Below are 25,613 nucleotides of genomic sequence, written 5' to 3' on the forward strand. Positions count from 1 at the left end.
AAGTAGATAACTACTTCTCTTTTAACGCATTATCGCGGCACCGGGCTACTTTTTTTCACCCGGGCAGTTCAGGAGCGAGAAAAGCGCAAACTCAGGACCGGCTTTCACCTAACCCGGCTCTCTTTTACCCGAGCTATAACGCTTTTTTCTCCATCATCACCTTTAACCTATTACCTTATACAAAAATCCAGCAGCCAAGCAAATCATCTTGACGCTGGAATTGTAAATATTTTGATAAGTATTTTATCATTTAAAATTTCAAAATGTCAAGAGGGTAAAATAAAAATTTCCGTTTTTTCTTCCATCCTTTTAGCTATCTCTACTATTTCCTGAGCATTTTTAGTTATTTCCTGAGTAGATGCGGCAAATTCTTCTACGGATGCAGAAATTTCCTGTGCAGAAACTGAAGCTTCCTCTGAAGCCTTATTTATCACCTCAATGCGTTCCCCAACAATATTCTTTAAATGCACCAGTTGCCCTATCTTGTGAAATACCTTTTCGATTAATGAATTCACTTCCGAGACCGTGCCCGATATCTTTTCAAATGCAGTTATGGTTTCTCCGGTGTTTTCATGCTGTTTTCCGATCTTGTCATTCATTAATTCCGAGGTGATTACTACTTCCTGCGTTTCAGAAACCATGTTGTTTAACAGCTTTCTGATTTTTTCCAAAGATTGTTTAGTCTGTTCCGACAACTTGCGTATTTCATTTGCCACTACCGAAAATCCAAGACCCTTTTCTCCGGCTCTTGCAGCCTCTATCGCCGCATTTAATGCCAGTAAATTGGTTTGTTCAGAAATGTCCTTTATTATCTCCACAACTTCTTCAACCTGATTCACGGACTTTTTGAACATTTCTAATTTAACCGATATCTTTTTAAAACCATCGGATATCTCTTCAATCGATTGTATTAAATTACCCAATTTTTCTTTTCCGTTTTGTGCCGATGAAAAACTTATTTCTCCCGATTTTTTTACCTCATTGATTTCATTAAATAAAATATCCAAACCATTCCTAAAATCTTCCATTAAATTATTTATTTCCCTTATTTTTATCATCTGTTCGTTAGCCCCATCGGCAATGCCCTCAACGGATTTTGCCACCTCTTCAGAAGAAAGGGCTATTTCTTCAGATATTTCATTTAATTTTACGGAATTATTAAATAGGGTTTTCGTTTCATCTTTAATTTCCATTATTAAGGGCAAAAAGTTTTCCTTAAGCCTCTTAACAGAAAATGCTAATTCCCCTATTTCATCCTTTCTTAAAAAATATTTTTCCCCCATCTCCTTCGTAAAATCACCTTTGGATATATATCCGATTTGTTCGATGATTGCCAGTATGGGTCTCGCAATGGTCTTTGCCACGGTAAAGGTCAGAATAATGGAGAGCAGTATAATTAATCCCGAAATGCTTATTATAGCACATCTCATTTCTCCTATTCCTTTAAGAACCTCATCCTTTGGCGCTACCACCCCTATTGCCCATCGGGTATTCCCTACGGGTGCAAATGCTATAAGCCAATCCCTGCCGTTTTCATCCACCTCGTCTATCCCTTTTTCTCCTTTTACCATTCTTTCAACAGCTCCGTACATCGACCCTCCGGTTTTCGAGCCATCCAGAAGGTTTTCCCGCTTCTTTACCCTTTCCAAATCTTTATGGGCTATAACATTACCCTTATCGTCCACCGCAAAGGAATAACCATCCCTGCAATACGCCACCGAAGAAATCAGCTGATTGAATTTATTCCCGTCCACTATGCCTATTACCGCACCTATGGGCTCGTTGGTCAAATAATGCCTTACGGGAGAATAATATATGTAGTCAAAAGAATTTTTATTTGCTTGAATCCTTAGTTCAAAACCGCTTTTCCCTTTTTGTGCAATGCTTTTAAAATAATTTGCATCCACCGCATCTATACTCGAACCGTCCTGGTAATAACCGCTACCGTCGTTGCCAATTATTGCGAATCTTTTAAAATCCAATTTTATCGATTTTCTTAACTGATCCCTTAAAAATTGAAGTTTTTCATCAATGGAGGCTTCCCTGTTGTCCCATTTTCCCCTTATCACGCTCGTATCAGAGATGCTTTCAATCACGTACAACCTTGCCTGAATCTTGTCTTCTATGTTTTCCGATGTCTTTTCCGCCACTTTCAGCATCGCATTTATCGCTTCTTCCTTTAAGGCATTCGAGGCGTAATTTTGACTTACGATTAAAAGTACAAGGCATCCCATCATTACAACTATACCGAATACCGCGGTCATATTCAAAAGCAGGCTCCGTTTAAATCTAAATTTTAATGGTTCCTTCCTCTTTTTTTTTACATTAATAACGTTTTCTGTCGTTATTATAGATAACACCTCCTAACCTTTTAAAATCCCATTACCCGAATTTCCAAATACGTCGTCAATTTTCGACAAAAAGACTAAGGACATCAATTGCAGCCTTCGCATCTTCTATATAATTTGACGAAAATGCTTCCACGCTAACCCTTTCGTTATAATGGATTGAATTTAAGTATTTAAATGTGAAAATAATCTACCAGCAATTTAATATTTTCCTTTTCTAAGTCCATTACGATTTTCAAAGCCTCCTCTACGGAGTTTATAATATTACTTTCTTTTTTGGTAAGATGCTCTATCGCTATCGTAATATCGTGTCTTTTGGCAATTTCGCTTATATCCTCTAAAAAATTAAATATTTGTTCCAAAGCTTTGTTATATGGAAAACCTTCCGCTACATTCCTTGCCCCCGCACTTCCGAATACTACCACCTTCGCTCCCAGTTCCTCCGCCCTTGATAGGGCCCTTTCCACATAATCCATCCCCTCATTATAGTTTACTTCTTCTCCCGTTAATTTTATATTTGCAGGAATAAAGTTGTTGCACGCTTTTATTTTTATACCCTTAGACCGCAGCATAATTTTTAAATCGTCAAATTTATCATCGGATAGCTCCATTATCTGAGCCAAGGGGAGCTCAATGTAATCAAAACCCAAAGGAAATATATTTTGAGCGGCTTCAATACCCACCCTTTCTATATCCGTAGCTAATAGGTTTGTACAGCATCCTAATTTCATATTTTTCTCCTCCCAACCTTTTAAAAACTTCAATTTATTATCCTCAATCCCACCATTATAAGCCATAGCCTCAAACCCATTTTTACCGGTTTGAGGCTATAGTATTATCCTTTTTAAAATAATTTTTAAAATAGTATTTCTGTAGCCATAAATATACCTTTTGTCACGGTCTCGTACTGGTGCCACGGATACTCGCAGTTTTCATCGTACATGGGGATGTGACTGGAACCCGGCGCCATATATTCCTCGCGATAAAGGGTATTCAGGTCCTGCTCGTAGTACTGCTGCATCTTTCCTATTCCGACGATTTGAGTGTGAACTTCCTTTATGGGAGGTCCTCCCCAATGTGTTCTGTGAAGCCCTACATTTAGCGGAACAGAGCCGGCAAAGCACATGTTTACCGCCAAATCTCCTATTTTTACCTTGGGAGAGCGCCAAAGCGCCACACCCTTATGCCTCTCCTCATGGGTTACATCGTAAGCAAGGGGCCATACTTTTTTAACCTCTTCAAAAAGGGCCTCCTCATCGGGATAATCCGCAAATTTTTCTATTATAAAGCATCGTTTAATTTGAAATATAGAAGTATTTAATACCACGACGGATTGAAAGAATTTGAGGGGTCTATTGTTTATCAATATGGGTTCTTCGGATAAGTTTAATACAATACACTTTCCATTTACGAAATATTCTTCCTCATCAACTATGTACTTAACGTAGAAAAAAGGTTTTGCAAAATCCAGCGATATAACGCTCATATTTTTTTCCTCCCCTTTTTTTAAAAATCCTCGGAAAAAGCTAATTTAAAAGCTCGGCAATATACTTAAAGGCGATCTCACCTGCAAAAAGCACCGGAACTTTAAAAGAGGCTTCCTTTATTTTTTCCTCCATCATCGCAAAGGGAATCTGCCCCATTAAAATACAATCCACACCTTTTTCTTCCAATTTTTTCATATCTTCCAGCACTATCCTGTCATAGGTTTCGAATTCTCCCTTATTAAATAGCTCCAATGCCGAAGTATTTTCCGAAAATACGATCTTTACCTTTTTCCCCAAAACCGCAGCTCTCGATTCCAAGCCTTCCTTAACATAGGGTATAACGTAATCGGTAGTCACTTCCACTCCGATTTTATCGTAATTTTCCACGGCTTTTTGAAGCACAATAGAGTCCAGCTGTATTACCGGTATATCCACTACCCTGCTTGCATACTCGGTTGCCCTTGGCATTAAGCTGCAGCAGGAAACTATTAAATTACAGCCCGCTCTTTGCAGTTCCAGTGCAAAATTTGCGTAACGCAAAAGGTTTATTTTGGGAGTGACTCCAATGGGAGACGAAAAGTTATCCCTTTTTACGAGCCCATTGTAAACATGAACGTAATCCGTCCCAGGCAAATATCTTTTCATAAAATTTTCTACCATTCCAATGGTTGCCGGCGTGGTGTGGATAAATCCTACCAATTTTGAAGACATATAATATCATCCCTTCTTTATTAAAAAGGATATTTATAATTTATACCGTAATCCATCTTTTTTCTTTTGCCGATTTTGCCAATTTATCCAGTACATTCTGTATATACGCTCCGTCTTCTAAAGAAGGTGCTGCTGTTTGATTTTCCCCAATAGCTTTGAGAAAACTATATATGCTGTGCAGGTGTCCCCCCAGCCATCCCGGAGAATGCCTTGGGGATGGGAAGCACCTTTCGGGGTACCTGTTGAAGCATTCTATCTTCTTGTATCCCCTATCCCCTCCGTAGGGCCCGGGTCTATCATTCGCATCGTAAAACAATAGCCAATCGAGGTTTTCTATGTCGAACTTCAATGCTCCTTTTTCACAGTAAATTTCCACGATGTATTCGTTATTCGCACCGTATGCTATCTTGCTCGCTTCTATAACACCTTCGGCCCCATTCTTCATCTTCACTATGGCGAAAAACGCATCTTCCGCCGATTTTTGAGTATTTTCATTCAGGTACTTAACATCCGCAAACAAACTGTCAAAATCCCCCATCAGATAACGCGCCATATCGGTAAGGTGGCATCCCAAATCTATTATCGCTCCCGTAGCAAGGGCATTGGGGCTCGCCGTTCCTTCCAATCGGTTCATGGTGTAATACCTTATATGAAAACCAATGGGGTTACCTATTCTTCCGCTGTCTATAATCTCTTTTGCCCTAATGGCACAGGGATAAAACCGGGAATGGAAACCTATCCTATTTACCACATTCTTCCCCTTTAAAGCCTCCAAAATTTCCATAGCATCTTCATATTTATCCGTAAGGGGCTTTTCACAGTATACGTGGATGTTTCTCTTCAAAGCTTCCAGAATAACTTCCTTGTGAGTATCGTTAGGACTGCATACGTGAACGATATCCAAATCATTTTCAAAAAATTCTTTTACATCCGTGGTCCAGGTTTCAAAGCCGAAATCCTCTGCGGCTTTTTGGGCAGCCTCTTTCGGCAACGTGCATACCGCCTTTAGCTTAACATCAATAGGGAGCCGACCGTAAAAAAAGGGTATGGCTTTATAGGCATAGGTATGAGCTTTACCCATGAATCCGAATCCCACTATCCCCACGTTATACGTCTTCATTTTGTTTTCACTCTCCTTATGTTCGGAATTTATTTATAGTTCGATGACCCTGCCCTCTTCGGCGGACCAATACGCGGCATATATTACCTTTATGGTTTCGTATGCCAGATTAAAATCGGACATGGGCTTTCTGTTATATTTTACGCATTCTAAGAAATCCTGCAGTTCTCCCGTGTAACCCCTCAAAATCTCATCGGTTATAAATACGTGCTGCCATCCTATGTAAGTAGGTAGCATTTCCGCTAAGTTTACATCTTCAAGCCCCTTATCGTCGAGAAAATAAGTATCCATATTGCCCGGTGGTGTTATCCTGCAAATCAGCGAGGAATCGTTGGTATATACCTCTACGTAATTAACGGTGCCGCCCAATACAGTGTCGGACGCTATTACGAGGGCTTTAGTTCCATCGGAAAAGGTCAGCGTAAGGGTGGCTACATCCTCCACATCGTAAGGATTTGCTCTAATGTAGGATATATCGGATTTGTCAATGGCTTTTGTAGCCGTTCCTACATCGCAGCAAACCTTCTTAACCTTAATCTCCTCGCCCCTCGCTTTCGCCTCGCGCTGCTTTAACCACAGTATTCCTGAAAGGGGATGGCATCCCGTCCTGATAAGAGGACCTCCCCCAATTTTATCCCAGTATCCGGCAACCGGGGAACTTGAACCGCTTAAACTTTCCTCTCCCTTCATAAAAAGAATCTTGCTCTTTTTCTTTTCTATTAATTCGGCGGCTTTCTGGACGGTGGGAGCGTATACGTAATTTTCCGCATACATAAATAACCTATCGCTACCCTCTACCACTTTTTTCAGGTCTTCGATTTCTTCCAATACATATTCGAACATTACCTTTTTGGGAACCATTTTACCGATGGGTTGTGGGTCTCCTTCCCTGCCGAAATATCCCGTCAGTGGCTTTTCGCATATTACATGCTTGCCAGCCTGTAAAGCCTCACGTGTAATTTGCGGATGTAAAAAGGGTGGGGTACAGATATCCACTATATCTATTTCTTCATCCTCCAGGATTTCGCGATAATCCTTACAGGTTCTTTCAATCCCGTAAGTTTGAGCGTATTTTTTTGCTTTTTCTTCATCTATATCCGAAAGAGTCTTTAACCTTATAGGTATACCGCTGACTTTTTTATAACCGTTGCAGTGCAATTGACAGGCATAACCGCTTCCGACTATCCCTATGGTAATGGGTTTATCCGAAAATTCATTTCTCATAATTTTTCACCCTTTTTTCGTAAAATTATATATTTTATCTTAGTTTTTGTTGTATTGTATATTTATAATAAACTTAATTATCTGATTTTATAGATGACTATATACCCCAAGATGGGGAGGGTGGCTTTACCCCCCCCTTCTAATCTTAAAAAATTTTATATTAACCTAATTTGTTAACTCCTGTATGGCTCTATTCCAAAGTGTCTAAAAAATTCAATCCCCTTTTTGATATCTTCTTTAAAATCTGTAAACACGCTTGCTTCAATGGATATTATCTCCTTATAGCATATTTTCTTTAAGACGTTTATAAAAGGAGTATAATCGTATCCATCATCCAGGCTGGGAACGAACCTTTCAGGAAAATTCGAAAGAGGATTGTCCACATGGATGTGTTTTACGTATTTCTCGTAGGCCGCAATATCCTCCACATCCCTATTCATAGCGGGAAGATACCTTAAATCGCACATAGTTTTTAAATTGTACCTTCCGAATTCCTCAATGAATTTTACCGCTTCGGGGATGGTATTTACGAAATTCGACAGGCTTTTCCCGAGGGGCTCCAGCAATACGGTGATATTGTATTCCGCGGTGATATCGCATAAGATGTTTAAAAAGGTCAATAGTTTTTCATATGCTCCCTTTACATCGCCTTCGGTCGGCAGGCTTCGGGCTTTTCCGTTGCCAAAAACGTAATAGCGGGCACCCATCTCAGCGGTTCTATACGCACCCTTTTTCAAATACTCGGTCCAATAATTCAAATCAAAGTCGGGGGAAGTAATCGATACGGTCAAAGGAACGGGATTATCGTATACCTCGCACGTGATTCCAGAGTCCCTTACCTTTTTTAAGGCCGCCTTATACTCATCCTCGCTTAATTCCATAATTTCTTTTATATGCAATTCCGCACAATCGTAACCAGCTCGAGCAATATCGTCGATGTCTTTAATATAGCCGAAGCAGGACAACCTCATTTTCATTTTTTATTTCCCCCTCACGGAATAATTCTTTTCTTCGATTTTATTTTAATCAGTTTTTATTAACACCTTTATGTCCTTACTATTTTCCGAGGCAAGCCTCCGGAATACGTCGGGAACCTCCGAAAGGGAATGCACAGAAGTGATTATATCGCCAACATTCAATTTTTTATTTATTAGATAATCCATGACTTCATGCATTTCATTCGTAAACATATAGCTTCCGTATACGGTTAGCTTTCGTCCCACTATGTCGATGGGATTTATTTCTACCACCTTTCTTATCATGGCTACCAGAACGATACTTCCGCCGTTCCTGACAAGTTTGATTGAATCATTTATAACATTGGGAGCTCCTGCCGTAACTATTATTCTGTCAAAGCCAACATTATCTGTTAATTCAAGGGCTTTTTCTACGGGCTCATTCTTTACGTTCAAAACGTAATCCGCTCCGCATTTCATTGCCGCTTCCAGTCTAAAATCCACTATATCCGTTACGGCAACTTTTCCCGACCCGAATATTTTTAAAAACTGGGTAATCATTAAACCTATAGGCCCTGAACCTATAACGAGAACATTCTCTCCTTTTTCAAAGTTTCCTTCCTTAGCAGCACAGTAGCATACTGCCAGGGGTTCTAATAGGGCGCCCTCTTCAAAGGTGACTCCTTCTTTAAGGGGAACGAGTGAAAATTCCGGCACGCAGACGTACTCAGCAAAACCACCATCGCATCTTTTCTTTTCTATCCCTAAGGTTCTCCCTACGCTCCTTCTGTAATTGCATAAATTTATCAATCCTTTTTTACAGTAATAGCATTTTCCGCAATAAAGAATTGGATTTACGCTTACCCGTTGCCCTATCCTTTCCTTAGAAACACCGGGCCCTACCTCCACCACTTCTCCCGAAAACTCATGTCCGAATATTAGAGGCGGTCTCGCCCTGTCGGACCCGATTTTATACTCCTCGATATCCGAACCGCAAATGGAAGCAAATCTTACCTTTATGCATACCTCCCCTTCCTTAGGTACGGGTTTTTCCACCTCTTCGTATCTCATATCCATGGGGCCGTGAAACACAACCGCTTTCATCCTATCCATTCCCTTCACCTCATTTCTCTTTTCATTTTTTAGAGAGTGGGGTAAGCTCACCCACACTCTCTAAAATAAATACAAGCTTTCATTTTTATGACGGCCATGCAATTGTGTAGAGGTGCTTTCCGCCCTTCGTGGGACCCTTTAAAAGGGCTTCGATTTCATCTGGATCCCTTTGAGAAATTAATTTAGCATCGGGAAGTTTTCCAGGTGGAAATACTGATAAAATGTCGTTGTGAAGTTTCAGCAAATAATCGCATGCCCTTTCAATACAGGCTTTTGCCTTATTGGGATCGGCCTTCGTAGCCTTACCCAGGACTCCTTCGGGAGCAGTCACGCATTCTATTCCCACGTTTCCCACCTGGCAGTGGCCGGGTATGGGATATCCGTAAATGTCTCCTCCCCTGTCCACGTGTCCCGGCGGGAGATAACCTTTAATCGTCGTATCTTCAGCATTTTCCATATCGCAGAATTCTGGGAAAAGAGCAAGTGAAATGGATGTTTCCGCCTCATCAGCATGCTGAAAGGGAGTATCAAAAGGCCCTCCGTGTTCCTTATCCATTAGTGTCTGTCCCATAACTCTTGGTAAATCTACAAATAATATCAGGGCAGGTACCTGATACTTTTTAGCCCATTCCTGAATTGCAGAAGGTATGATGTATTCCTGTCCGTGCATACTAATAAAAATTTGTTTCCTGAATCCGGTGTTCCAGTAACCCGAAATTATCGCTCTTATCATGGCAGCAAAAACATCATCGGGTAGTGGTACAGTCCCGGGTTGACCTATATGGTGGAAGGGATGGGAACCATACCATAATGGCGAAGCAATGGTGCATCCCGCCTTGGCGGCTACCATTTCGGCAATTCTCGTCACTATAAATGTATCTTCACCCATTGGACCTGCATTCCCGTGATTTTCTGTGGAACCAACAGGTATTATTATAATATCGTTGACCTTTAGCCTTTCCTCCACATCTTTTTTAGTCATGGTGTGATAGTACATTTTATTTGGTTTTTCAATACATCCTTCATTTGGAAATTTCCATTCTCCCATTATTAACTTCCTCCCTTGATATTTTGTTTTTTTATATAAAAAGCTGTGATTATTTTTTTCCCTGCCGCTTAATGCATTTTTTCATTCTTTTAAATTTCTAATTAGAACCAATCATCCAATTTCAAATGAACTTTTAAAAATACTATTGATGTTTTATTGATATATCACTAATAAAAATCAATCATTATAAAGTATTACTTTTATATCCTTCGATTTTCTCGAAGCGAGCTCTTCGAATATCCTCGGGCCCTCGCTCATAGGATAAATACCGGTAATTATCTGTTCCACATTCATCTTTCCCGTCTTAATCATTTCAAGGCCTTCTCTCATTTCGGTGGTATACATATAACTGCAGTAGAAAGTAATCTCTTTGCATACGGCGTGTTTGTAATCAAAGTTTACCTTTGCGGCGCCGAGTCCTATCCATACCACCTTCCCACCGTTCCTTACAATCTCCACACCGCCGTTTACGGTTTCCTCTGCCCCCACCGCATCGAATACCACATCTACCCCTACACCATCGGTGATTTTCCTGGTAAATCCCATCACATCATCTTTCGAATTGATTACCTCTGTGGCTCCGCATTTTTTAGCCATTTCCAACCGGTCTTCCATAATATCAATAGCGATTATCCTTTCAGCACCGAAAAATTTCGCGCACTGCATTGTAAGAAGTCCGATGGGGCCCGCGCCGTAAACCGCAACTATCTTACCCTTTAAGTCCCCCGCATGTTTGGTTGCCCTAAGGGAAATTGCCAGGGGCTCGGTAAGTGCAGCTGCATTGAATGATACGTTGTCGGGAAGCAGCATTATTTTTTCAGCAGGTACCACAACGAAATCTGCCATGGCACCGTTATAGGAACCTGCTTTCATAGTTGTTCCTATTATCTTCCTGTTATCGCAAACATTGCTGAATCCTGCTTTGCAGTCCGCACAGTAACCGCAGTAAAGATTTGTTTCCACGATTACCCTATCGCCCACTTTAAGCCCCTTTACATTTTCCCCTAACTTGGCTATTTCCCCGGAAAATTCATGCCCCATTATGAGTGGAGGGACACGCATCGCGGATTCACCCTTATATCCCGTAAGGTCCGAACCACATATGGATACTGCTTTTACCTTTATCAAAACCTCATCAGCTTTAGGTTCAGGGGTTTCCACTTCCATGTATTTTAGGTCCCTGGGCCCTAAATAAACCAAGGCTTTCATAATTTTCTCCCCACCTCTTTTTAATATCACCTCAGATTAAAATGTGCCGGATTTTATGGCCGTTACATTATTTTTTTTGATATTCTTTTTAACGGGCTTGATCCCCTTTTATTTCATGAGGAATCAAGCCCAATTATTTTTTATAAATTAATCATTGTTTCTTCGCATCTTCAATTGCCTTTAATAATTCATCCACGATTTCATTGCCCACATCCTTGCGGACCATATCCGCAACTTTGTTTGCTGCTTCCTTCATCTTGTCCTTTACATCCTGGGATAATTCGATAACCTGCATACCCTTTTCCTTGAGGACGGAAAGCATCTGATCGTTTTGTACTTTTGCCTGATTGAATAGGTACTCGCTCACTTCGTTCATGCTATCGTCTATTATCTTTTTGTAATCATCCGGCATGCTGTCGTACAGATTCTTGTTCATAACTACAGTATGAATAAATGCAATGTGGTGTGTGTGGTTTATGTATTTTTGTACTTCATAAAATTTGCTTGCCATTATTACATCATAGGGGTTTTCCTGGGCATCTACTGTACCCTGCTGCAGTGCTATATAAAGTTCGTTGAAGTTGAGTGGTGTAGGGTTGGCTCCGAGCGCTTTCCAGAATTCCATATGATACTTATTTTCCATTGTCCTAATTTTAATACCCTTAAAATCATTTATGTTATTTATAGCCTTATTAGCCGTCATCTCGCGGTAGCTGATAGGTACCATCAAAAGCAGCTTAAATCCGGCTTTTTCGTATTCTTGAGCCAATTTTTGCCTGAATTCTCCCGAAAGGACTTTTTTCGCTACATCAAGGTTGTCGAAAAGCATAGGTATATCGAAAATTGCGAGTTTGGGCACGAAATTTACCGCTGGAGCAGTGGTCAAGGATACCATCGCTATATTCCCTGCCTGGCAGCTTTCAAGGGTTTCCCTATCCCCGCCCAGCTGGCTGTCTAAGTATAGTTCAACCTTTATTTTCCCGTTGGACTTTTGTTCGATAAGGTCTTTCATCATCTTGGTAGCTTTTGCCCTCGGAGTATCTGCATTCAACGCATAGGCACCGGCTATTTGCAAGGTATATTCGGGTCCGCTCGCATTATTGTTTTGCTGTTGTTGCTGCTGTGAAGGCGTATTGGCATTATTTTTGCTACTGCAGGCAGCTACATTCATCGCTATTAACAGGATAACGAGAATCAATGAGAGGATTTTCATTTTTTTCATCTACAATGACCTCCTTAAAATTTTATTAAGGGTTTTCAGGGTTTACTTTTAAAATATTTCCCCTAAAGGCTCCTGATTCTTTGCTTCATATCCCACCTCCCGATAACATACAATATTAATTTAAATAACTATTTAATCAAAATTAGGCTCAATGCTGGGAAATAGGTAATGATGAACAGCGCTATGGCAAAGGAGATTATAAAGGGTATAGCCTTTATTCCTATTTTCATTACTTCTTCCTTTACGAGAGGAGAAGCCACGAAAAGGTTTACACCAAATGGCGGTGTTACCATACCTACGGCAAGGTTTACCACCATTATAACTCCAAGGTGAATGGGATCTATTCCCATTGCAACAGCCGAGGGCAATAGCATAGGGGCAAGAATGGCAATTACTGGACCCACATCCATGAACATACCCAAAATCAGGAGGATGATATTAAGCACAAACAAGAAAATAATCCAGTTGTTGGCAAAATTTGCTACTATGAAATCCCTGAGCGCTACCGGAGCCTGCAGTAATGCAAGGACTCGCCCGAATACTATTGCCAGCGAGAGCAGTACCACTATAGGTGCGTAGGATTTCACCGAGCCTATCAGTATATCCAGAATATTCCTCACGCTCAATGTTTTATATACGAACAGGCACACCAGGATGGAATAAAACACCGAAATCACTGCAGCTTCCGTGGGGGTAACCACACCGCTGTATATTCCTCCGAGGATAATCACCGGAGTAAGAAGAGCCCAGAAGCTTTCCATAAAAACTTTTATAAATCCTTTTTCCCTTAATGACCTGTACCTATTTAGTATTTTTTCCTTGTCCTCCCCGTATTTCTTAGCGTAGATATATGCATAAACCATAAGGGAAAGGCCTATTAAGATTCCCGGGAAAATACCCGCAATAAATAAGCTACCTATGGATACCCCCGTTACCACACCGTAGGTGACGAAAGGTATGCTGGGAGGTATTATAACACCCAATCCTCCCGCGGTAGCTACGAGGGCAGCACAGTAAACCTTATCGTAACCTAAGGACACCAAAAAGGGTATAGCCATACCACCCACCGCCGCGGTGGTCGCAACACCAGAACCGGAAATCGCACCGTAAAACAATGCAGTGATAATTGCGGCAATGGGCATACCCGCAGTTTTGTTTCCTACAAAATACGCAAAAAAGTTAAACAATTTTTCCGAGATTTTGCCTTTGGTCATAATATCTCCCGAAAGAATGAACAGGGGAATGGCAAGAATGGGCGTGCTATCCAATGCGCTTACCATATTGCGAATGACAAATTGTATATTCCCTGCAAAATGGGGATTTAAAAAGCCTGGATAAATGGTTGCCAAACCGAGGGAAACAGCTATCGGTATGCTCATTAGGAGTCCGAGCAATAATATTACAAACATTTGAATTGCCATAAATTTTTACCTCCATTTTCCACAATGTAAAACACCTTATTTTCCCCATAGCTCCTTAAAGATTCCCAACGCACTTTGGATCGACCTTACGATAGCCAGGAAAAAGCCTATGCTGGTGGAACTGTAAATAATGTACATAGGGATACCCATCGCTGGACTTATCTGCTTGCTTAAATATATTCTGTTAACCGCAGGAAGCGAATTAACGAATAAATAGATAAAAAATATCGTAATAGTTAAGGCTACTAAGATTTTTACTATCTTTTTAATCCCCTTCGGTAGTATTTCAACGAAAGTATCGACCTTTAATATGGTTCTTTTCTTTATGGTATAACCTATGCTCAAAAAGGCAGACCATACGAAAGCGTATCTGGAAAGCTCTTCCGCCCAGGAAAGCGACGAATTAAAAACGTACCGCATAATTACCTGAAGCATCATAACGCAGGAGATGAGGGCAAGCAACATACTTAAAACGTATTCTTCGAAATGCTCATCCAACCATTTTAAAATTTTCATTTTGTGCACCTCTCAGATTAAAAAATTCGTAAAAATTTAACATACCTTAAATTTAATTTAATTGGTATATTATATAAGTGCCGTTATTTTCTGATATTTTAATAAATTCCTTTCCCCCGGATGATAAATTTTTTATATCGGTGCGGTAAAATTTTTACCGCACCGGCAGGTTAATGTTCTTACTTCCTATGGCTTTCAAGCTGAGGCGAATAAATCCATATAAATTTTAGCGGCTCATCCCCCGTATTTACTATGGAATGGTATTCACCGGGGGGATTGTAGATGCAAACACCGGGTTCTATGGGAATTTCTTTGTCTTTTGTAATGAACTTCCCCTTTCCCTGGAAAAAGTACATCACCTCTTCCTCGTTTTCATGCTTGTGCTCCGGAACCATGCTGCCCACATAGGTTTCGTTTATTCCTACTGCCAAGTTTTTAGACCCTACCGTCTTTTCCGACACCAGAATCCAGGAAGTCCTCGCCGGCTCCCTGTACTCCCCTTTCACATCTTTAATGTGTACAGCTTTTGTTTCAGACATTTTATTTCTCCTTTCTTTTTTAAATTTTTATTTATAACAATTTATATCAGTAATTTTATTAAAAAGTTTCCGGATCCATCTCTATATCCCAGATGCTTTCCAATTCCTCCTGGGGTATATCGAAAACCGCATTGGTTGGAGGTAGCGGTTCCTCCCTCATAAATTCGGGCATCCTTTTAATTTTCTCTGATACCCCTGCAAACTCGTTAAACTTCCTTTCGGTTTCAAGTACCCTCACGCCTATTTTCTTTATCTCTTTAAAACTCAAATCCCATCCGTACCTTCCTTTGAATAAATCGCTCAAGAGCTGTCTATTTTTGATAAAGGCGGGTCTTATGAACAGGCACACTCCCATGGAATCAATTAAAGCTGCGCGAATTTGAAGCTGTCTAGAAATGTAAACCTGTTTTTCCTTTGATAATGGATTATGCGTTCTTATTGTCTCGAAAGCATTTCCTGCGGTATGATCGGCACCCATAGTAGAGGTGGAGTATAATACACCGTTGCCCTTCAAAGCCCTTGGATCGTAAGCAGGAATCGCCTGCCCTTTTATTACCGGTACCCTTCTTACCCCAAACGCCTGTCCGGTAAATGCAGCACCGTTTCCTATAATCCTTCCTAAGTATGTACCCTCTCCTATCTGACGTATAATATCCTTTGCCCCTTCAGCATCTCCGAATTTTAACACACCCGCTTCCATCGCCACTCCGATGGCAGCCCCACACTCAATGGTATCCACTCCCACTTGATTGCATAAATTATTTAACTCCGCTACATCGTCCAAATCTCCTATGCCGCAATTCGGACCTAACAATACCACACTTTCGTATTGTAAGGATGCGACGATTTTCTTTCCTTCCTTATCCGGAAGCACATTGCTGCACATTATGGTACAACCCGGTACGCAGGGTGTTCCTGATTTTCCGCACCCCCCCCGCTCCTTTATCACTTCTGCTACTCTTGGACCTGTAAGATTTCCCGCTAATTCAAATTGACCTGAGCTAAAATTCCTTGTAGGTAAAAGCCCCACTTGATTAGCCATTTCAAGAATATCCAGCGTGCCGTACTTTCTGCGGTTCTGGCTCTTTGGGTCTTCCTGAAGTATTTTTACGACCTCTCTTACAGTCGAGCTTAACAATTCCGGATCAAAATAATCCGGTTCGACAGGTTTTGAATCATCTATTACAATTGCCTTAATACCTTTTGCTCCCATTACTGCACCCAATCCACCTCGGGCCGCATACCTTACCTGTTCACCCCTATCGTCGGTCAATGCAATGCCGGCACCGTACATTTTCATCTCGCCGGCAGGTCCTATGCAGATAAAACCCTTCCTATCGCCAAATTCCCTTCTCAAATCCTCAAAGGTTTCATCCACCAACTTACCCTTTAAATAGGGGGCATTTATGAGCTTTACCTCATCTGAACTTATGTACAATACCCTGGTTTCATCTTTTTCGGGGATGTCTTCAAGTATTATGGCTTTTACACCTATTTTTGCCAGTCTCTTGCCCGCATTTCCTCCCACATTGCATTCCTTTACTCCACCCGTTAATGGGCTTTTTCCACCAATGGAAAGCCTTCCGCCCGTGCTAATATTGGTATCGGCAAAATAACCCATTGAAATAATAAGCTTATTATACCTTCCTAATGGTTCACACGTAGGAGGAACTTCATCCAAAAGGGTTTTTGCAATAAAGTACCTTCCGGCGTATTTTAAATCCTCCTTTGTAGGAGAAGTGCGAACAATTTCGCCTGTCCTAGTATTGACCCTGATAATTGTTTTCACCTTACTACCTCCTCTTAATTATTAATCAGAAATTAATCTTAAATCCGAACCGACTTTTTGCAGTAATTCATTTATGCTCAAAGCCAGCTTATCATCTATTTCAATTCCTTCTTCTATGCTCTTCTGTTCTTTTCTATACTCTATTTCCCCCGGTATGAGTATTTCTTCCACACCTTCAGCCTTTTTTAAAGCTTTTACAGTATTAAAATAATTGCTCATTAGTTCTTTAAAACTTTCAAGATCTACAAAGTGAGCCACATCAATCATTATACAGGAAGCCCCTACTCTCGTCGGACCTTCGAGTATGTGAAAGGATTTTAACTGATTGCCGAATCCCGAACCCGATAATACTCCCGAAATTATATCGACAGCCATAGCCAATGCGGAACCCTTTGGACCTCCAATAGGCATTAATGTGCCTTCCAAAGCTTTTTTCGGATCCGTAGTAGGTTTTCCATCAGCATCAAGCGCCCAGTTTTCAGGAATATTAATACCCTTCCTTAATGCCTCTCTTATTTTACCCCTTGCTACTACGCTCGTAGCCATATCAGCAGTAAAATTCACTTTCTTAGCCGGAATTGATATGGCAATGGGATTCGTTCCTAAGAATTTTTCCGCCGCTCCCCAGGGGGCCATTGCCGGTGCTGCATTACAGGACATTATGGCAATCATCCCCCGCTCTGCCGCATACTGGGTATAGCATCCCAAACAGCCCACGTTGTTGGTATTGCAAATTAAAGCCATCCCGATACCGTATTTTTTTGCTTTTTCTATTGCTATTTTTAACGCTAAATGGCCTGCTACCATCCCTATTCCATCCATGCCATCAATTATTACTGTTGCATCTTTATCGGAAATAATTTTTGTGGTAGTAGGAACTTTTAATTGTCCACCTTCAACCCGCATTGAAATAACCTTTAAAAGATATGTACCGTGTGTAGACACCCCTCTCATGTCTGCCCTTACCAAAATCTCTGATATTTTACAGGCGTTTTCCTCGGTCTCTCCTAAACCTACCAGAATTTCTTTAGCAGCATTTTTAAGTACTTCGACTGGTATTTTCATAATTAACTTTCTCCCTTCATCTTCTTAAAATTATTTTTAAAAAATTTTTCATTGTTTTCCTAGAATATTTGGGATTATTCTTCTACTAATCCCAATTTTGCAAAAACTTCAGTTAGATTATTGTATTCTACGCTGGATATCCCTGAACTTAATGCCACCTTCTTTTTTTCCTCATCTTCAACCCTCTTTAATGCCTTCTTCAAAACCTCTTCGCATTCCTCCCTTTTCACTGCAACGATGCCGTCATCATCTCCCAAAATTAAATCCCCCGGTTCCACGATAATACCGCCAAAAACCACAGGATAATTTATAAGGCCCAGGGAATTTTTGGATGTTCCCCTTATTGCAAACCCTCTGCAGAACACCGGGAATCCCATTTCGATAATTTCAGCGGAATCCCTTATGCAACCGTCTATGGCAAGTCCACCTATTTTTCTTGCCATTGCCGATACGGTCATTAAACCGCCCCAATAGCCGTATTCGTAAGCTTCGTTTGTAGTGGCAACTATTACATCTCCCTCTTTTGCGATTTCTAATGCTTTGTGAAGCATCAAATTGTCTCCAGGCATACATTGGACAGTGAATGCAGGTCCGCATATCTTCATTCCCTTATTTATGGGTTTAATAAAATAAGAAACTGCCCCTTTACGACCGGATGCTTCATGTACCGTTGCTGAAGAAAGTTTACTAAAAGCTTCAATTATTTCCTTTTCAGGTCTTTTAAAATTTTTTATTACGTGCACCACATTAATTTACCTCCTGTTAAATCTATTAATAATTTTTTTACTAACCGCCGAAAGGAATAATATAAAAGTGTACTTCGTCTTCATTTTTTATCAAATCATCTTTATCCAGCTTAGAATGGTTTCTTATGAAAATTACATGTTCTTTTAAATTTTCCGGTATTTTTAAGAATTCTATTATATATTCTAATTTTTCAGTATCTTCTATATTTATTTCTCGTGAATAATTTTCCAACATTCCATGCCCGATAAATAAAGCCATGAGAAAACCTCCAAAATTAAATATCTTCGAATATTTTTAAATAATATATCATTGATATATCAGTTTGATTAAAAATTTTTAATATATTTAACTTACCCTTCTGAATCCATCTTTCACCCTTCGTTTAGCATTTTCTATATGCATGCTTAACACGTTAACCGCTTTTTCCAAGTCTTTATTCTCAATACACTTTATCAAACTTTCGTGTTCCTCCAGAGCCACACCGCTGTGCCTTTCCGCAATATTATTGGAGCAGATAAAATACTGTTCCCTTATATTTCTGTATAAATTGCTCAAATACTGATTATTATAAATGTCCAAAAATACCTCGTGGAATTTCTGATCGGCTTTTACGTAAGCATAGATATCTTTTTTTGCTAAGCAAATTTTTTGCTCTTCTAAATATTTTTTTAACAGTTCTATATGTTTTTCATTAATACTATTAAACACCTTTTTTAACACAAAAATTTCAATACATTCTCTTACTTCATAAATTTGAAGAATCTCATTTACATCAATGCAGGTAGTGAAAAATCCTACTTTCGGAACGAGTTCTAAAAAACCTTCTTTATGAAGTCTTAAGAAAGCTTCTCTCACCGGAGTATAACTCATATTTAATTCTTCAGCAACTTTCCTAATACTTAAATAACTTCCTTTCTTTGTATAAAGCAATCTTTCTTTTATTATGTTATAAGCCTTTTCGCTCAATGTTTCTGCCATGTTCCCTGCTCCTTTATTTCATTATAATCATATAATTATATTTTATCTGTATTTCATTTATATTTTATTTTTATATAAATGGTATATTTGTGATATATCACTACTAATTTTAATTTTAATTACTTTATACAAAATGTCAATAAGTTTAAATTTTAACAATATTATATTTTGTGGAATTCTGTTTAACCTTTTTTATTGAGTTTCTATTCTTCTTTCATATAATATTCGCTTCTTCATATTAAATTACTAAAAAATTTTTTCTTAAATCTATTGACATTTTTATTAATAGGTTTGTATAATTATGAATTAAATTATACTTGTATTTATGTATACTTACATACTTTATAAGGGGGTACATAAAAATGATAAACTGGCAAAAATCTAATGATGTCCTGGGCACTTTAAACAGAGGAAATCCCTGTGAGTCAGGACTTTGTTCCCTTTGCAGGGCGGATTGTCACGGAAAATGTGAAACCTGGTTATCAAGCTTATTAGGAAGGAAGATGTTATACCCAAGAGATTTCGGCAGCGTAACAGCTGGAAGTGGCAATACCACACATTTAGGTGTATCCTATAATTCATTAAGAATAATGGGATACAATTTCGGTGCTGAAGGATTGAGCGAAAATTTAACCAATTCCCCAGATGACTGTATTTTTCCAAAAGTAAATATTGAAACGGAATTTGGATATTATGTCAAAACAAAATCAAGGCTTCCTATAATGACAGGTGCTCTTGGTTCAACCTTTATAGCATCAAAATACTGGGATTCTTTAGCAATAGGAGCAGCCTTAGTAGGTTTTCCCATCGTAATCGGTGAAAACGTAGTGGGTATTGACAAAAATGCAGTAATCGAAAACGGTAAAATAAAAAAAGCCCCAGAACTCGACAGAAGAATAGAAACCTACCTTCGCTATTTTGACGGCTATGGAGCTATTATTGTGCAAATGAATGTAGAGGATTCAAGAAACGGTGTAGCAGAATACGTAATTGAAAAATACGGTGATAAAGTAATATTGGAGCTTAAGTGGGGGCAGGGAGCCAAATCCATAGGTGGAGAAATTCAGGTAAAGGATATTGAATATGCTCATTTTTTGAAAAAGAGAGGGTATATATTAGACCCTGACCCTGAAAAACCTGAAGTTATAGAAGCGTATAAAGCTGGCGCAATCAAATCTTTTGCAAGGCACAGCAGGCTCGGGTATACTCATCTTTCCACCTCCGAAGAAGTAAGGGAGGAATTTTTAAAAACAGTTGAATATCTAAGAAAAATCGGTTATAAAAAAATAACGCTAAAGACCGGCTCTTACAGCATGGTAGGTTTGGCTATGGCAATAAAATATGCAACGGAAGCAAAACTTGATTTGCTTACTATCGATGGTTCAGGCGGTGGAACAGGAATGAGCCCGTGGAATATGATGGAAACATGGGGCGTCCCTTCTATTATGCTTCATTCTAAGGCATACGAATACGCTTCGATACTCGCTCAAAAGGGATATAAAGTAGTAGATTTAGCCTTTGCAGGCGGTTTTGCAAGGGAAGACCATATTTTTAAAGCCCTTGCCCTAGGAGCACCTTTTGTAAAAATCATCTGCATGGGAAGGGCTTTGATGATTCCCGCTTTTGTAGGTTCCAACATCGAAGGGGTTTTGCATCCAGAAAGGAAAGAAAAAGTAAGTGGAAATTGGGACACTTTACCGCAAACAGTAGCCCAGATCGGACTGACAGCACAGGAAATTTTTGCAGGCTACCATGAGGTGAAAAATAAAGTAGGCGAAAACGAAATGAAAAATATTCCCTATGGTGCTATTGCAGTGTGGACCTTAGCAGATAAATTATCCGCCGGTTTACAACAATTAATGGCAGGTGCAAGAAAGTTCTCGATAAATGCAATTTCAAGAAGCGATATAGCTTCAGCAAATAGGGAGACTGAAAGAGAAACAAAAATTCCTTTTATAACGGAATTAAAAAATGAAGAGGCTTTAAAAATTTTAGACTTGTAAAAAAGGCCGCGGATTTACCTCCCCGGCCTTTATTTTTGTTTAGTAGCTATTTAAATCATTTCCACAAAAAATTTATGGAAACTAACATCCTCGGTTACCTCAGGGTGAAACGCTGTAGCAAGCATTTTATCCTGTCTCGCAGCAACTATTTTACCATCCAATTCCAATATTACTTCTACACAGGGCTCTGCCTTTTCCGCATAGGGTGCCCTAATAAACACAAGTTCCAAAGGTTTTTCAGAAATCCCTGGCACCGGTTTTTTTATTACAAAACTATCAAGTTGGCTCCCGTAGGCATTCCTTTTAACCCAAATGTCCATAAGGCCCAAGTGAACATAGTTTTCATTTACTATGTGTTTTGCTAATAATATCATTCCAGCACAGGTACCCCATATAGGCATTCCGCTTTTTACAAGTTTTATAATTTCTTGCCCGAGCCCTGTCTCTTTAAGGAATTTCCCTATTACGGTGCTTTCACCACCCGGTAAAATTAATGCGTCCACATCCAAAAGTTCTTCTTTTTTTCTTACGGGAAATGCTTTAACTCCAATTTTTTTTAGCATATAAATATGTTCTCTCACAGCACCCTGAAAGGCTAAAACCCCTACCTTCATTTTACCATCCACGCTCCGCGTAACGAGAATCCAGTCTATTTATCTCTATGCCCTGCATTGCCTCCCCGAGGTCTTCGGAAACTTCTGCAAGAATTTCGGGATCATCGTAATAGGTAACTGCTTTAACTATGGCTTTTGCCCTTTTTTCAGGGTTTTCAGACTTAAAAATCCCAGACCCGACAAATACCCCATCGCAACCAAGCTTCATTAAAAGGGCAGCATCAGCAGGTGTAGCAACCCCTCCAGCAGCAAAGTTTACGACTGGAAGTCTTCCGTGCTCAGCTACATAAAGTACGAGCTCATAGGGTGCCCCCATTTCCTTTGCCGCAGTAATTAATTCTTCTTTTGGCATATTTTGAAGTCTTCTGATTTCACCCATTATGGTCCTTATATGCCTTACCGCTTCCACTACATTGCCTGTGCCTGCTTCTCCCTTAGTCCTTATCATTGCAGCCCCTTCTGCTATTCTTCTTAAGGCTTCTCCAAGATTTTTAGCTCCGCATACAAAGGGCACTTTGAATCTTTTTTTATCAATATGGCAGAACTCATCAGCAGGCGTTAATACTTCGCTTTCATCGATAAAATCCACACCTATGGCTTCTAAAATCTCAGCTTCTACAAAATGTCCGATCCGACATTTTGCCATAACTGGTATGCTGACCGCCTGTTTTATTGCTTTTATTATCTTCGGGTCGGACATGCGCGCAACACCGCCGAACTTTCGTATATCTGCTGGTACCCTTTCCAAAGCCATTACTGCTACCGCTCCGGCTTCTTCAGCAATTTTTGCTTCATCAGGTGTTGTAACATCCATAATCACTCCACCTTTTAACATTTCTGCCAAGTTTTTGTTGAGAGCGTATCTTTCTGGATTTGCATTGGTATCCTTTAAATATTCAGTCATAAAAATTTTATACCTCCCTTTTAAATGGTAAAATAAGCTATGATATGATATAATATAATTGTATCGTTACATTAATATTGATTTGTTATATTTTGATATCTATTGTTGTGCTTATTATATCATAACATTTACTCATTTATCAATACATTTTGCATAACATTTTTATATAACATAATGGGAGGTTTTATTGTGAAAAAATTTGAATCGATACATTTAGACCGTGACTCCAATACACCCCTTTATATTCAGATTTATGAGGGCATAGTAAAACTAATAAAACAAAATATATTAAAACCTGGTGAGAAACTCCCTCCTATAAGGAAAATGGCATCGGAACTAAAAGTCAATACAGTTACAATCGTAAACGCATATAAGCTTTTAGAAAAAGAAGGATATGCTGTTTCCCGAGTAGGAAGCGGCACTTTTATTAAATCTTCCGTAAAAGAATCTGCCAAATACTCCTTAAAAAATGATAGGGACTATGAGGGTAAAAAAGTAAAGTTCGACTTTGCTACCGCTTCCGTTTCTCCAGATTACTTCCCTGTAGATATTTTTAAGGACGCCCTTAATAGAGTTTTAGACAGGGAAGGAGGCTATGCCTTCGCTTATAACGAAAGCCCGGGATACCTTCCTTTACGGGAGTCCTTACAGGAGTATTTATACCGCGAATACAATATTGAAACATCAGTTGACGCCGTAAATGTGGTATCCGGTGCTCAACAAGGGATAGACATAATCTCGAAGGCCTTGCTGGATTTTGGAGATGTGGTATATGTGGAAAGCCCCACTTACCCCGGTGCAGTAGACGCCTTTAAATCAAGGGGGGCAAAAATTATAGAAATACCTATAAAAGATGACGGTATTGACTTAGACGATTTTTACAGCAAACTGCGCTCAAAACCACCAAAGCTTTTTTACACAATGCCCAATTTCCAAAATCCCACCGGTTTTTCGTATTCAGAACAAAAAAAGAAAGAGCTTATCGCTCTTTCTAAAAATTACGGATTTTTTATCATTGAGGACGACCATATGAATGACCTTTTTTATGTTGAAAAACCGGTGCCCTTAAAAAGTTACGATGACGATAACCGTGTTTTTTATATAAAAAGCTTTTCAAAAATTTTGATGCCCGGACTGAGACTGGGATTTTTATTGGCACCTCCCGATTTTTCAGAGAAAATCGCAGAAGTTAAATATTTCTCTGACATCGCATCTTCAGGTCTAAATCAAAGGGTTCTCGACCTAATGATAAGGGAGAAAACCTTTTATGAACATGTAAAAAGGATTCGGCAAATATTCTCTGCAAAATGGGAAATAATGAAAGAATCTTTGCAAAAATACATTGACCCTAAAGCCACATTTACCGTACCCCAAGGCGGATTGTTTTTCTGGGTTTTCCTGCCTCAAGGATATTATGCCATGAACCTTTACGCCAATGCTCTAAAAAAGGGAATTTTCATTATGCCTGGAGATTATTTTTTTACTGACAATAGGCCTTCACGATGTTTTAGGCTTAGCATTGCTCAGGTCCCAAAAGAAAAAGTCGAAGAAGGGGTAAAGCTGTTATCAAATATTATAAGCGATTTTTTGAAAGAATTCAGCTCCTATCCCATTAAAAAAAGCAGCTATAGTCCTCTGCTTTAAAATAAACCAATTTTATAGTCATCATATTAATTTTTTGGTTATCCATAATACCACTTCAGCAGCAGGCAGGAATATAATCTGACTCAAAAGAGTTCCTATGATTTTACCGCTTACAAGGAAAAATACCATTGAAGTAACTTCCTGCCTTGACTTTATCCCCTGCAGGGCTTGGTCGGTTATTAGAGCTGCTTGGGGGTCAACTATTACTGCAAGAAGTATGGTAGCAGTCCCGTTAATCACCCCTGACAGCTGGCTTGCGGTAATTCGGTATTCGGGTAAAAGAGCACCAGCGTATATCGCCGCAAGAACTCCAATGGTAGAAATTGAGGTAATAAATAGATTAAAAATCAAAAAAAAGGGAGATATCCCCGTTCTGCTCATTTTCTTTATTTTCTTTAAATCGGGAGCTTTAAGGGAATTTTTCATATGTTTAATGGGCTTATTAAATATCACCTTTACGATTAATTTGGGTATTGAACCCGTTTTTTCAAGAGCATAAATGCCTTTAGAAAAAACCTCTATAAAGCTCGGGATTAAAGCTGCCCCTATAATACTTCCAAAAGTGGCAGAAAATATAATTATTCGAAAGCTATGAAGAAGCTCCCTTATTTCCCCTTTCGCTATCGCTTTATCCACAATACTGCCCAAAAGAGGAGCTTGAATCATATTGGCAGTCCTTGAGATTAAAACAATTATATTAAAAAGCGAAAGGGCAAGGGCAAGTCTTTTTGTCCTTACACCAGCAAGCCTTACCGAATAGGACAAAGTATCAATCATATGTACGGTCGCGGTAAATAGCGCAACATAAAATACCCTTTCCATAACTTCGCCTCAATTTTACTTTTTTTGCTTTTATTATAATATTAATTTGTGCGTTTTGGAATCTCCTATGAATAAAATGTAAGAAATGATGGCATCCAAAGGGGATAAAAACAGCGAAACTTTAGCGCACGTT

The 25,613-nt window shown here is 39.4% G+C and carries 24 protein-coding genes; 2 read left to right on the plus strand and 22 right to left on the minus strand.

Annotation, left to right across the window (positions count from 1 at the left end; all coding sequences use genetic code 11):
• Window positions 1-266: 266 nt before the first annotated feature.
• The 19 genes from ACPLVF_RS00490 to ACPLVF_RS00580 all read right to left on the minus strand — a co-directional run bounded on the left by ACPLVF_RS00490 (window position 267) and on the right by ACPLVF_RS00580 (window position 19,493).
• The gene (locus tag ACPLVF_RS00490) at window positions 267-2,360 is read right to left on the minus strand and encodes a methyl-accepting chemotaxis protein (RefSeq protein ID WP_424905857.1); all 2,094 of its coding nucleotides are present in this window, start codon (window positions 2,358-2,360) and stop codon (window positions 267-269) included.
• Between the two features lie 161 nt (window positions 2,361-2,521).
• Window positions 2,522-3,079: a sugar phosphate isomerase/epimerase family protein gene (locus tag ACPLVF_RS00495; protein ID WP_424905858.1), complete on the minus strand. Its 558-nt coding sequence runs from the start codon at window positions 3,077-3,079 to the stop codon at window positions 2,522-2,524.
• Window positions 3,080-3,204: 125 nt separating this feature from the next.
• Complete coding sequence (locus ACPLVF_RS00500) at window positions 3,205-3,834, minus strand: hypothetical protein (protein WP_424905859.1); 630 nt, start codon at window positions 3,832-3,834, stop codon at window positions 3,205-3,207.
• A 40-nt stretch (window positions 3,835-3,874) separates the two neighbouring features.
• Window positions 3,875-4,546, minus strand: a complete 672-nt coding sequence (locus tag ACPLVF_RS00505) for an aspartate/glutamate racemase family protein (protein ID WP_424905860.1) — start codon at window positions 4,544-4,546, stop codon at window positions 3,875-3,877.
• Window positions 4,547-4,586: 40 nt separating this feature from the next.
• On the minus strand, window positions 4,587-5,666 hold the full coding sequence (locus tag ACPLVF_RS00510) for a Gfo/Idh/MocA family protein (RefSeq protein WP_424905861.1): 1,080 nt from the start codon (window positions 5,664-5,666) through the stop codon (window positions 4,587-4,589).
• Between the two features lie 33 nt (window positions 5,667-5,699).
• Window positions 5,700-6,890, minus strand: coding sequence for a Gfo/Idh/MocA family protein (locus ACPLVF_RS00515; protein WP_424905862.1), 1,191 nt, complete (start codon window positions 6,888-6,890; stop codon window positions 5,700-5,702).
• A gap of 173 nt (window positions 6,891-7,063) precedes the next feature.
• The gene (locus tag ACPLVF_RS00520; RefSeq protein WP_424905864.1) at window positions 7,064-7,867 is read right to left on the minus strand and encodes a sugar phosphate isomerase/epimerase family protein; all 804 of its coding nucleotides are present in this window, start codon (window positions 7,865-7,867) and stop codon (window positions 7,064-7,066) included.
• Window positions 7,868-7,912: 45 nt separating this feature from the next.
• Complete coding sequence (locus ACPLVF_RS00525) at window positions 7,913-8,959, minus strand: zinc-dependent alcohol dehydrogenase (protein WP_424905865.1); 1,047 nt, start codon at window positions 8,957-8,959, stop codon at window positions 7,913-7,915.
• 85 nt (window positions 8,960-9,044) lie between these two features.
• Complete coding sequence (gene iolN, locus ACPLVF_RS00530; RefSeq protein WP_424905866.1) at window positions 9,045-10,007, minus strand: 3-dehydro-scyllo-inosose hydrolase; 963 nt, start codon at window positions 10,005-10,007, stop codon at window positions 9,045-9,047.
• Between the two features lie 177 nt (window positions 10,008-10,184).
• Window positions 10,185-11,216 (minus strand): zinc-dependent alcohol dehydrogenase, encoded by a 1,032-nt coding sequence (locus ACPLVF_RS00535; RefSeq protein ID WP_424905867.1) that lies wholly within the window; start codon window positions 11,214-11,216, stop codon window positions 10,185-10,187.
• A 151-nt stretch (window positions 11,217-11,367) separates the two neighbouring features.
• Complete coding sequence (locus tag ACPLVF_RS00540) at window positions 11,368-12,438, minus strand: TRAP transporter substrate-binding protein (protein ID WP_424905868.1); 1,071 nt, start codon at window positions 12,436-12,438, stop codon at window positions 11,368-11,370.
• A gap of 128 nt (window positions 12,439-12,566) precedes the next feature.
• Complete coding sequence (locus ACPLVF_RS00545) at window positions 12,567-13,859, minus strand: TRAP transporter large permease (RefSeq protein ID WP_424905869.1); 1,293 nt, start codon at window positions 13,857-13,859, stop codon at window positions 12,567-12,569.
• 36 nt (window positions 13,860-13,895) lie between these two features.
• Complete coding sequence (locus ACPLVF_RS00550) at window positions 13,896-14,375, minus strand: TRAP transporter small permease (protein WP_424905870.1); 480 nt, start codon at window positions 14,373-14,375, stop codon at window positions 13,896-13,898.
• Window positions 14,376-14,554: 179 nt separating this feature from the next.
• Window positions 14,555-14,914, minus strand: coding sequence for a cupin domain-containing protein (locus tag ACPLVF_RS00555; protein ID WP_424905871.1), 360 nt, complete (start codon window positions 14,912-14,914; stop codon window positions 14,555-14,557).
• Between the two features lie 58 nt (window positions 14,915-14,972).
• On the minus strand, window positions 14,973-16,703 hold the full coding sequence (locus ACPLVF_RS00560) for an aldehyde ferredoxin oxidoreductase C-terminal domain-containing protein (protein ID WP_424905872.1): 1,731 nt from the start codon (window positions 16,701-16,703) through the stop codon (window positions 14,973-14,975).
• Between the two features lie 21 nt (window positions 16,704-16,724).
• On the minus strand, window positions 16,725-17,768 hold the full coding sequence (locus ACPLVF_RS00565) for an Ldh family oxidoreductase (RefSeq protein WP_424905873.1): 1,044 nt from the start codon (window positions 17,766-17,768) through the stop codon (window positions 16,725-16,727).
• Window positions 17,769-17,842: 74 nt separating this feature from the next.
• On the minus strand, window positions 17,843-18,514 hold the full coding sequence (locus ACPLVF_RS00570) for a 4-carboxy-4-hydroxy-2-oxoadipate aldolase/oxaloacetate decarboxylase (RefSeq protein ID WP_424905874.1): 672 nt from the start codon (window positions 18,512-18,514) through the stop codon (window positions 17,843-17,845).
• 40 nt (window positions 18,515-18,554) lie between these two features.
• A complete protein-coding gene (locus ACPLVF_RS00575) occupies window positions 18,555-18,773 on the minus strand; it encodes a hypothetical protein (protein WP_424905875.1) in 219 nt (72 codons plus the stop codon).
• A gap of 87 nt (window positions 18,774-18,860) precedes the next feature.
• Entirely contained in the window at window positions 18,861-19,493 is a 633-nt protein-coding gene (locus ACPLVF_RS00580) for a GntR family transcriptional regulator (protein ID WP_424905876.1), read from the minus strand.
• Window positions 19,494-19,855: 362 nt separating this feature from the next.
• Between ACPLVF_RS00580 and ACPLVF_RS00585 the strand changes: the two genes are divergently transcribed.
• Complete coding sequence (locus tag ACPLVF_RS00585; protein WP_424905878.1) at window positions 19,856-21,496, plus strand: FMN-binding glutamate synthase family protein; 1,641 nt, start codon at window positions 19,856-19,858, stop codon at window positions 21,494-21,496.
• Between the two features lie 50 nt (window positions 21,497-21,546).
• Here ACPLVF_RS00585 and pdxT read toward each other — a convergent pair whose 3' ends face one another.
• A complete protein-coding gene (gene pdxT / locus ACPLVF_RS00590; protein WP_424905879.1) occupies window positions 21,547-22,110 on the minus strand; it encodes a pyridoxal 5'-phosphate synthase glutaminase subunit PdxT in 564 nt (187 codons plus the stop codon).
• A 1-nt stretch (window position 22,111) separates the two neighbouring features.
• Window positions 22,112-23,014, minus strand: coding sequence for a pyridoxal 5'-phosphate synthase lyase subunit PdxS (pdxS, locus tag ACPLVF_RS00595; protein WP_424905880.1), 903 nt, complete (start codon window positions 23,012-23,014; stop codon window positions 22,112-22,114).
• A 189-nt stretch (window positions 23,015-23,203) separates the two neighbouring features.
• On the opposite strand from pdxS, the gene ACPLVF_RS00600 reads away from it, so the two are divergent.
• Window positions 23,204-24,658, plus strand: a complete 1,455-nt coding sequence (locus tag ACPLVF_RS00600; RefSeq protein WP_424905881.1) for a PLP-dependent aminotransferase family protein — start codon at window positions 23,204-23,206, stop codon at window positions 24,656-24,658.
• A gap of 21 nt (window positions 24,659-24,679) precedes the next feature.
• Here ACPLVF_RS00600 and ACPLVF_RS00605 read toward each other — a convergent pair whose 3' ends face one another.
• A complete protein-coding gene (locus ACPLVF_RS00605; RefSeq protein ID WP_424905882.1) occupies window positions 24,680-25,480 on the minus strand; it encodes a lipid II flippase Amj family protein in 801 nt (266 codons plus the stop codon).
• Window positions 25,481-25,613 lie beyond the last annotated feature (133 nt).

The organism is Thermovenabulum sp. (assembly GCF_049701175.1).
Classification (GTDB): domain Bacteria; phylum Bacillota; class Thermosediminibacteria; order Thermosediminibacterales; family Thermosediminibacteraceae; genus Thermovenabulum.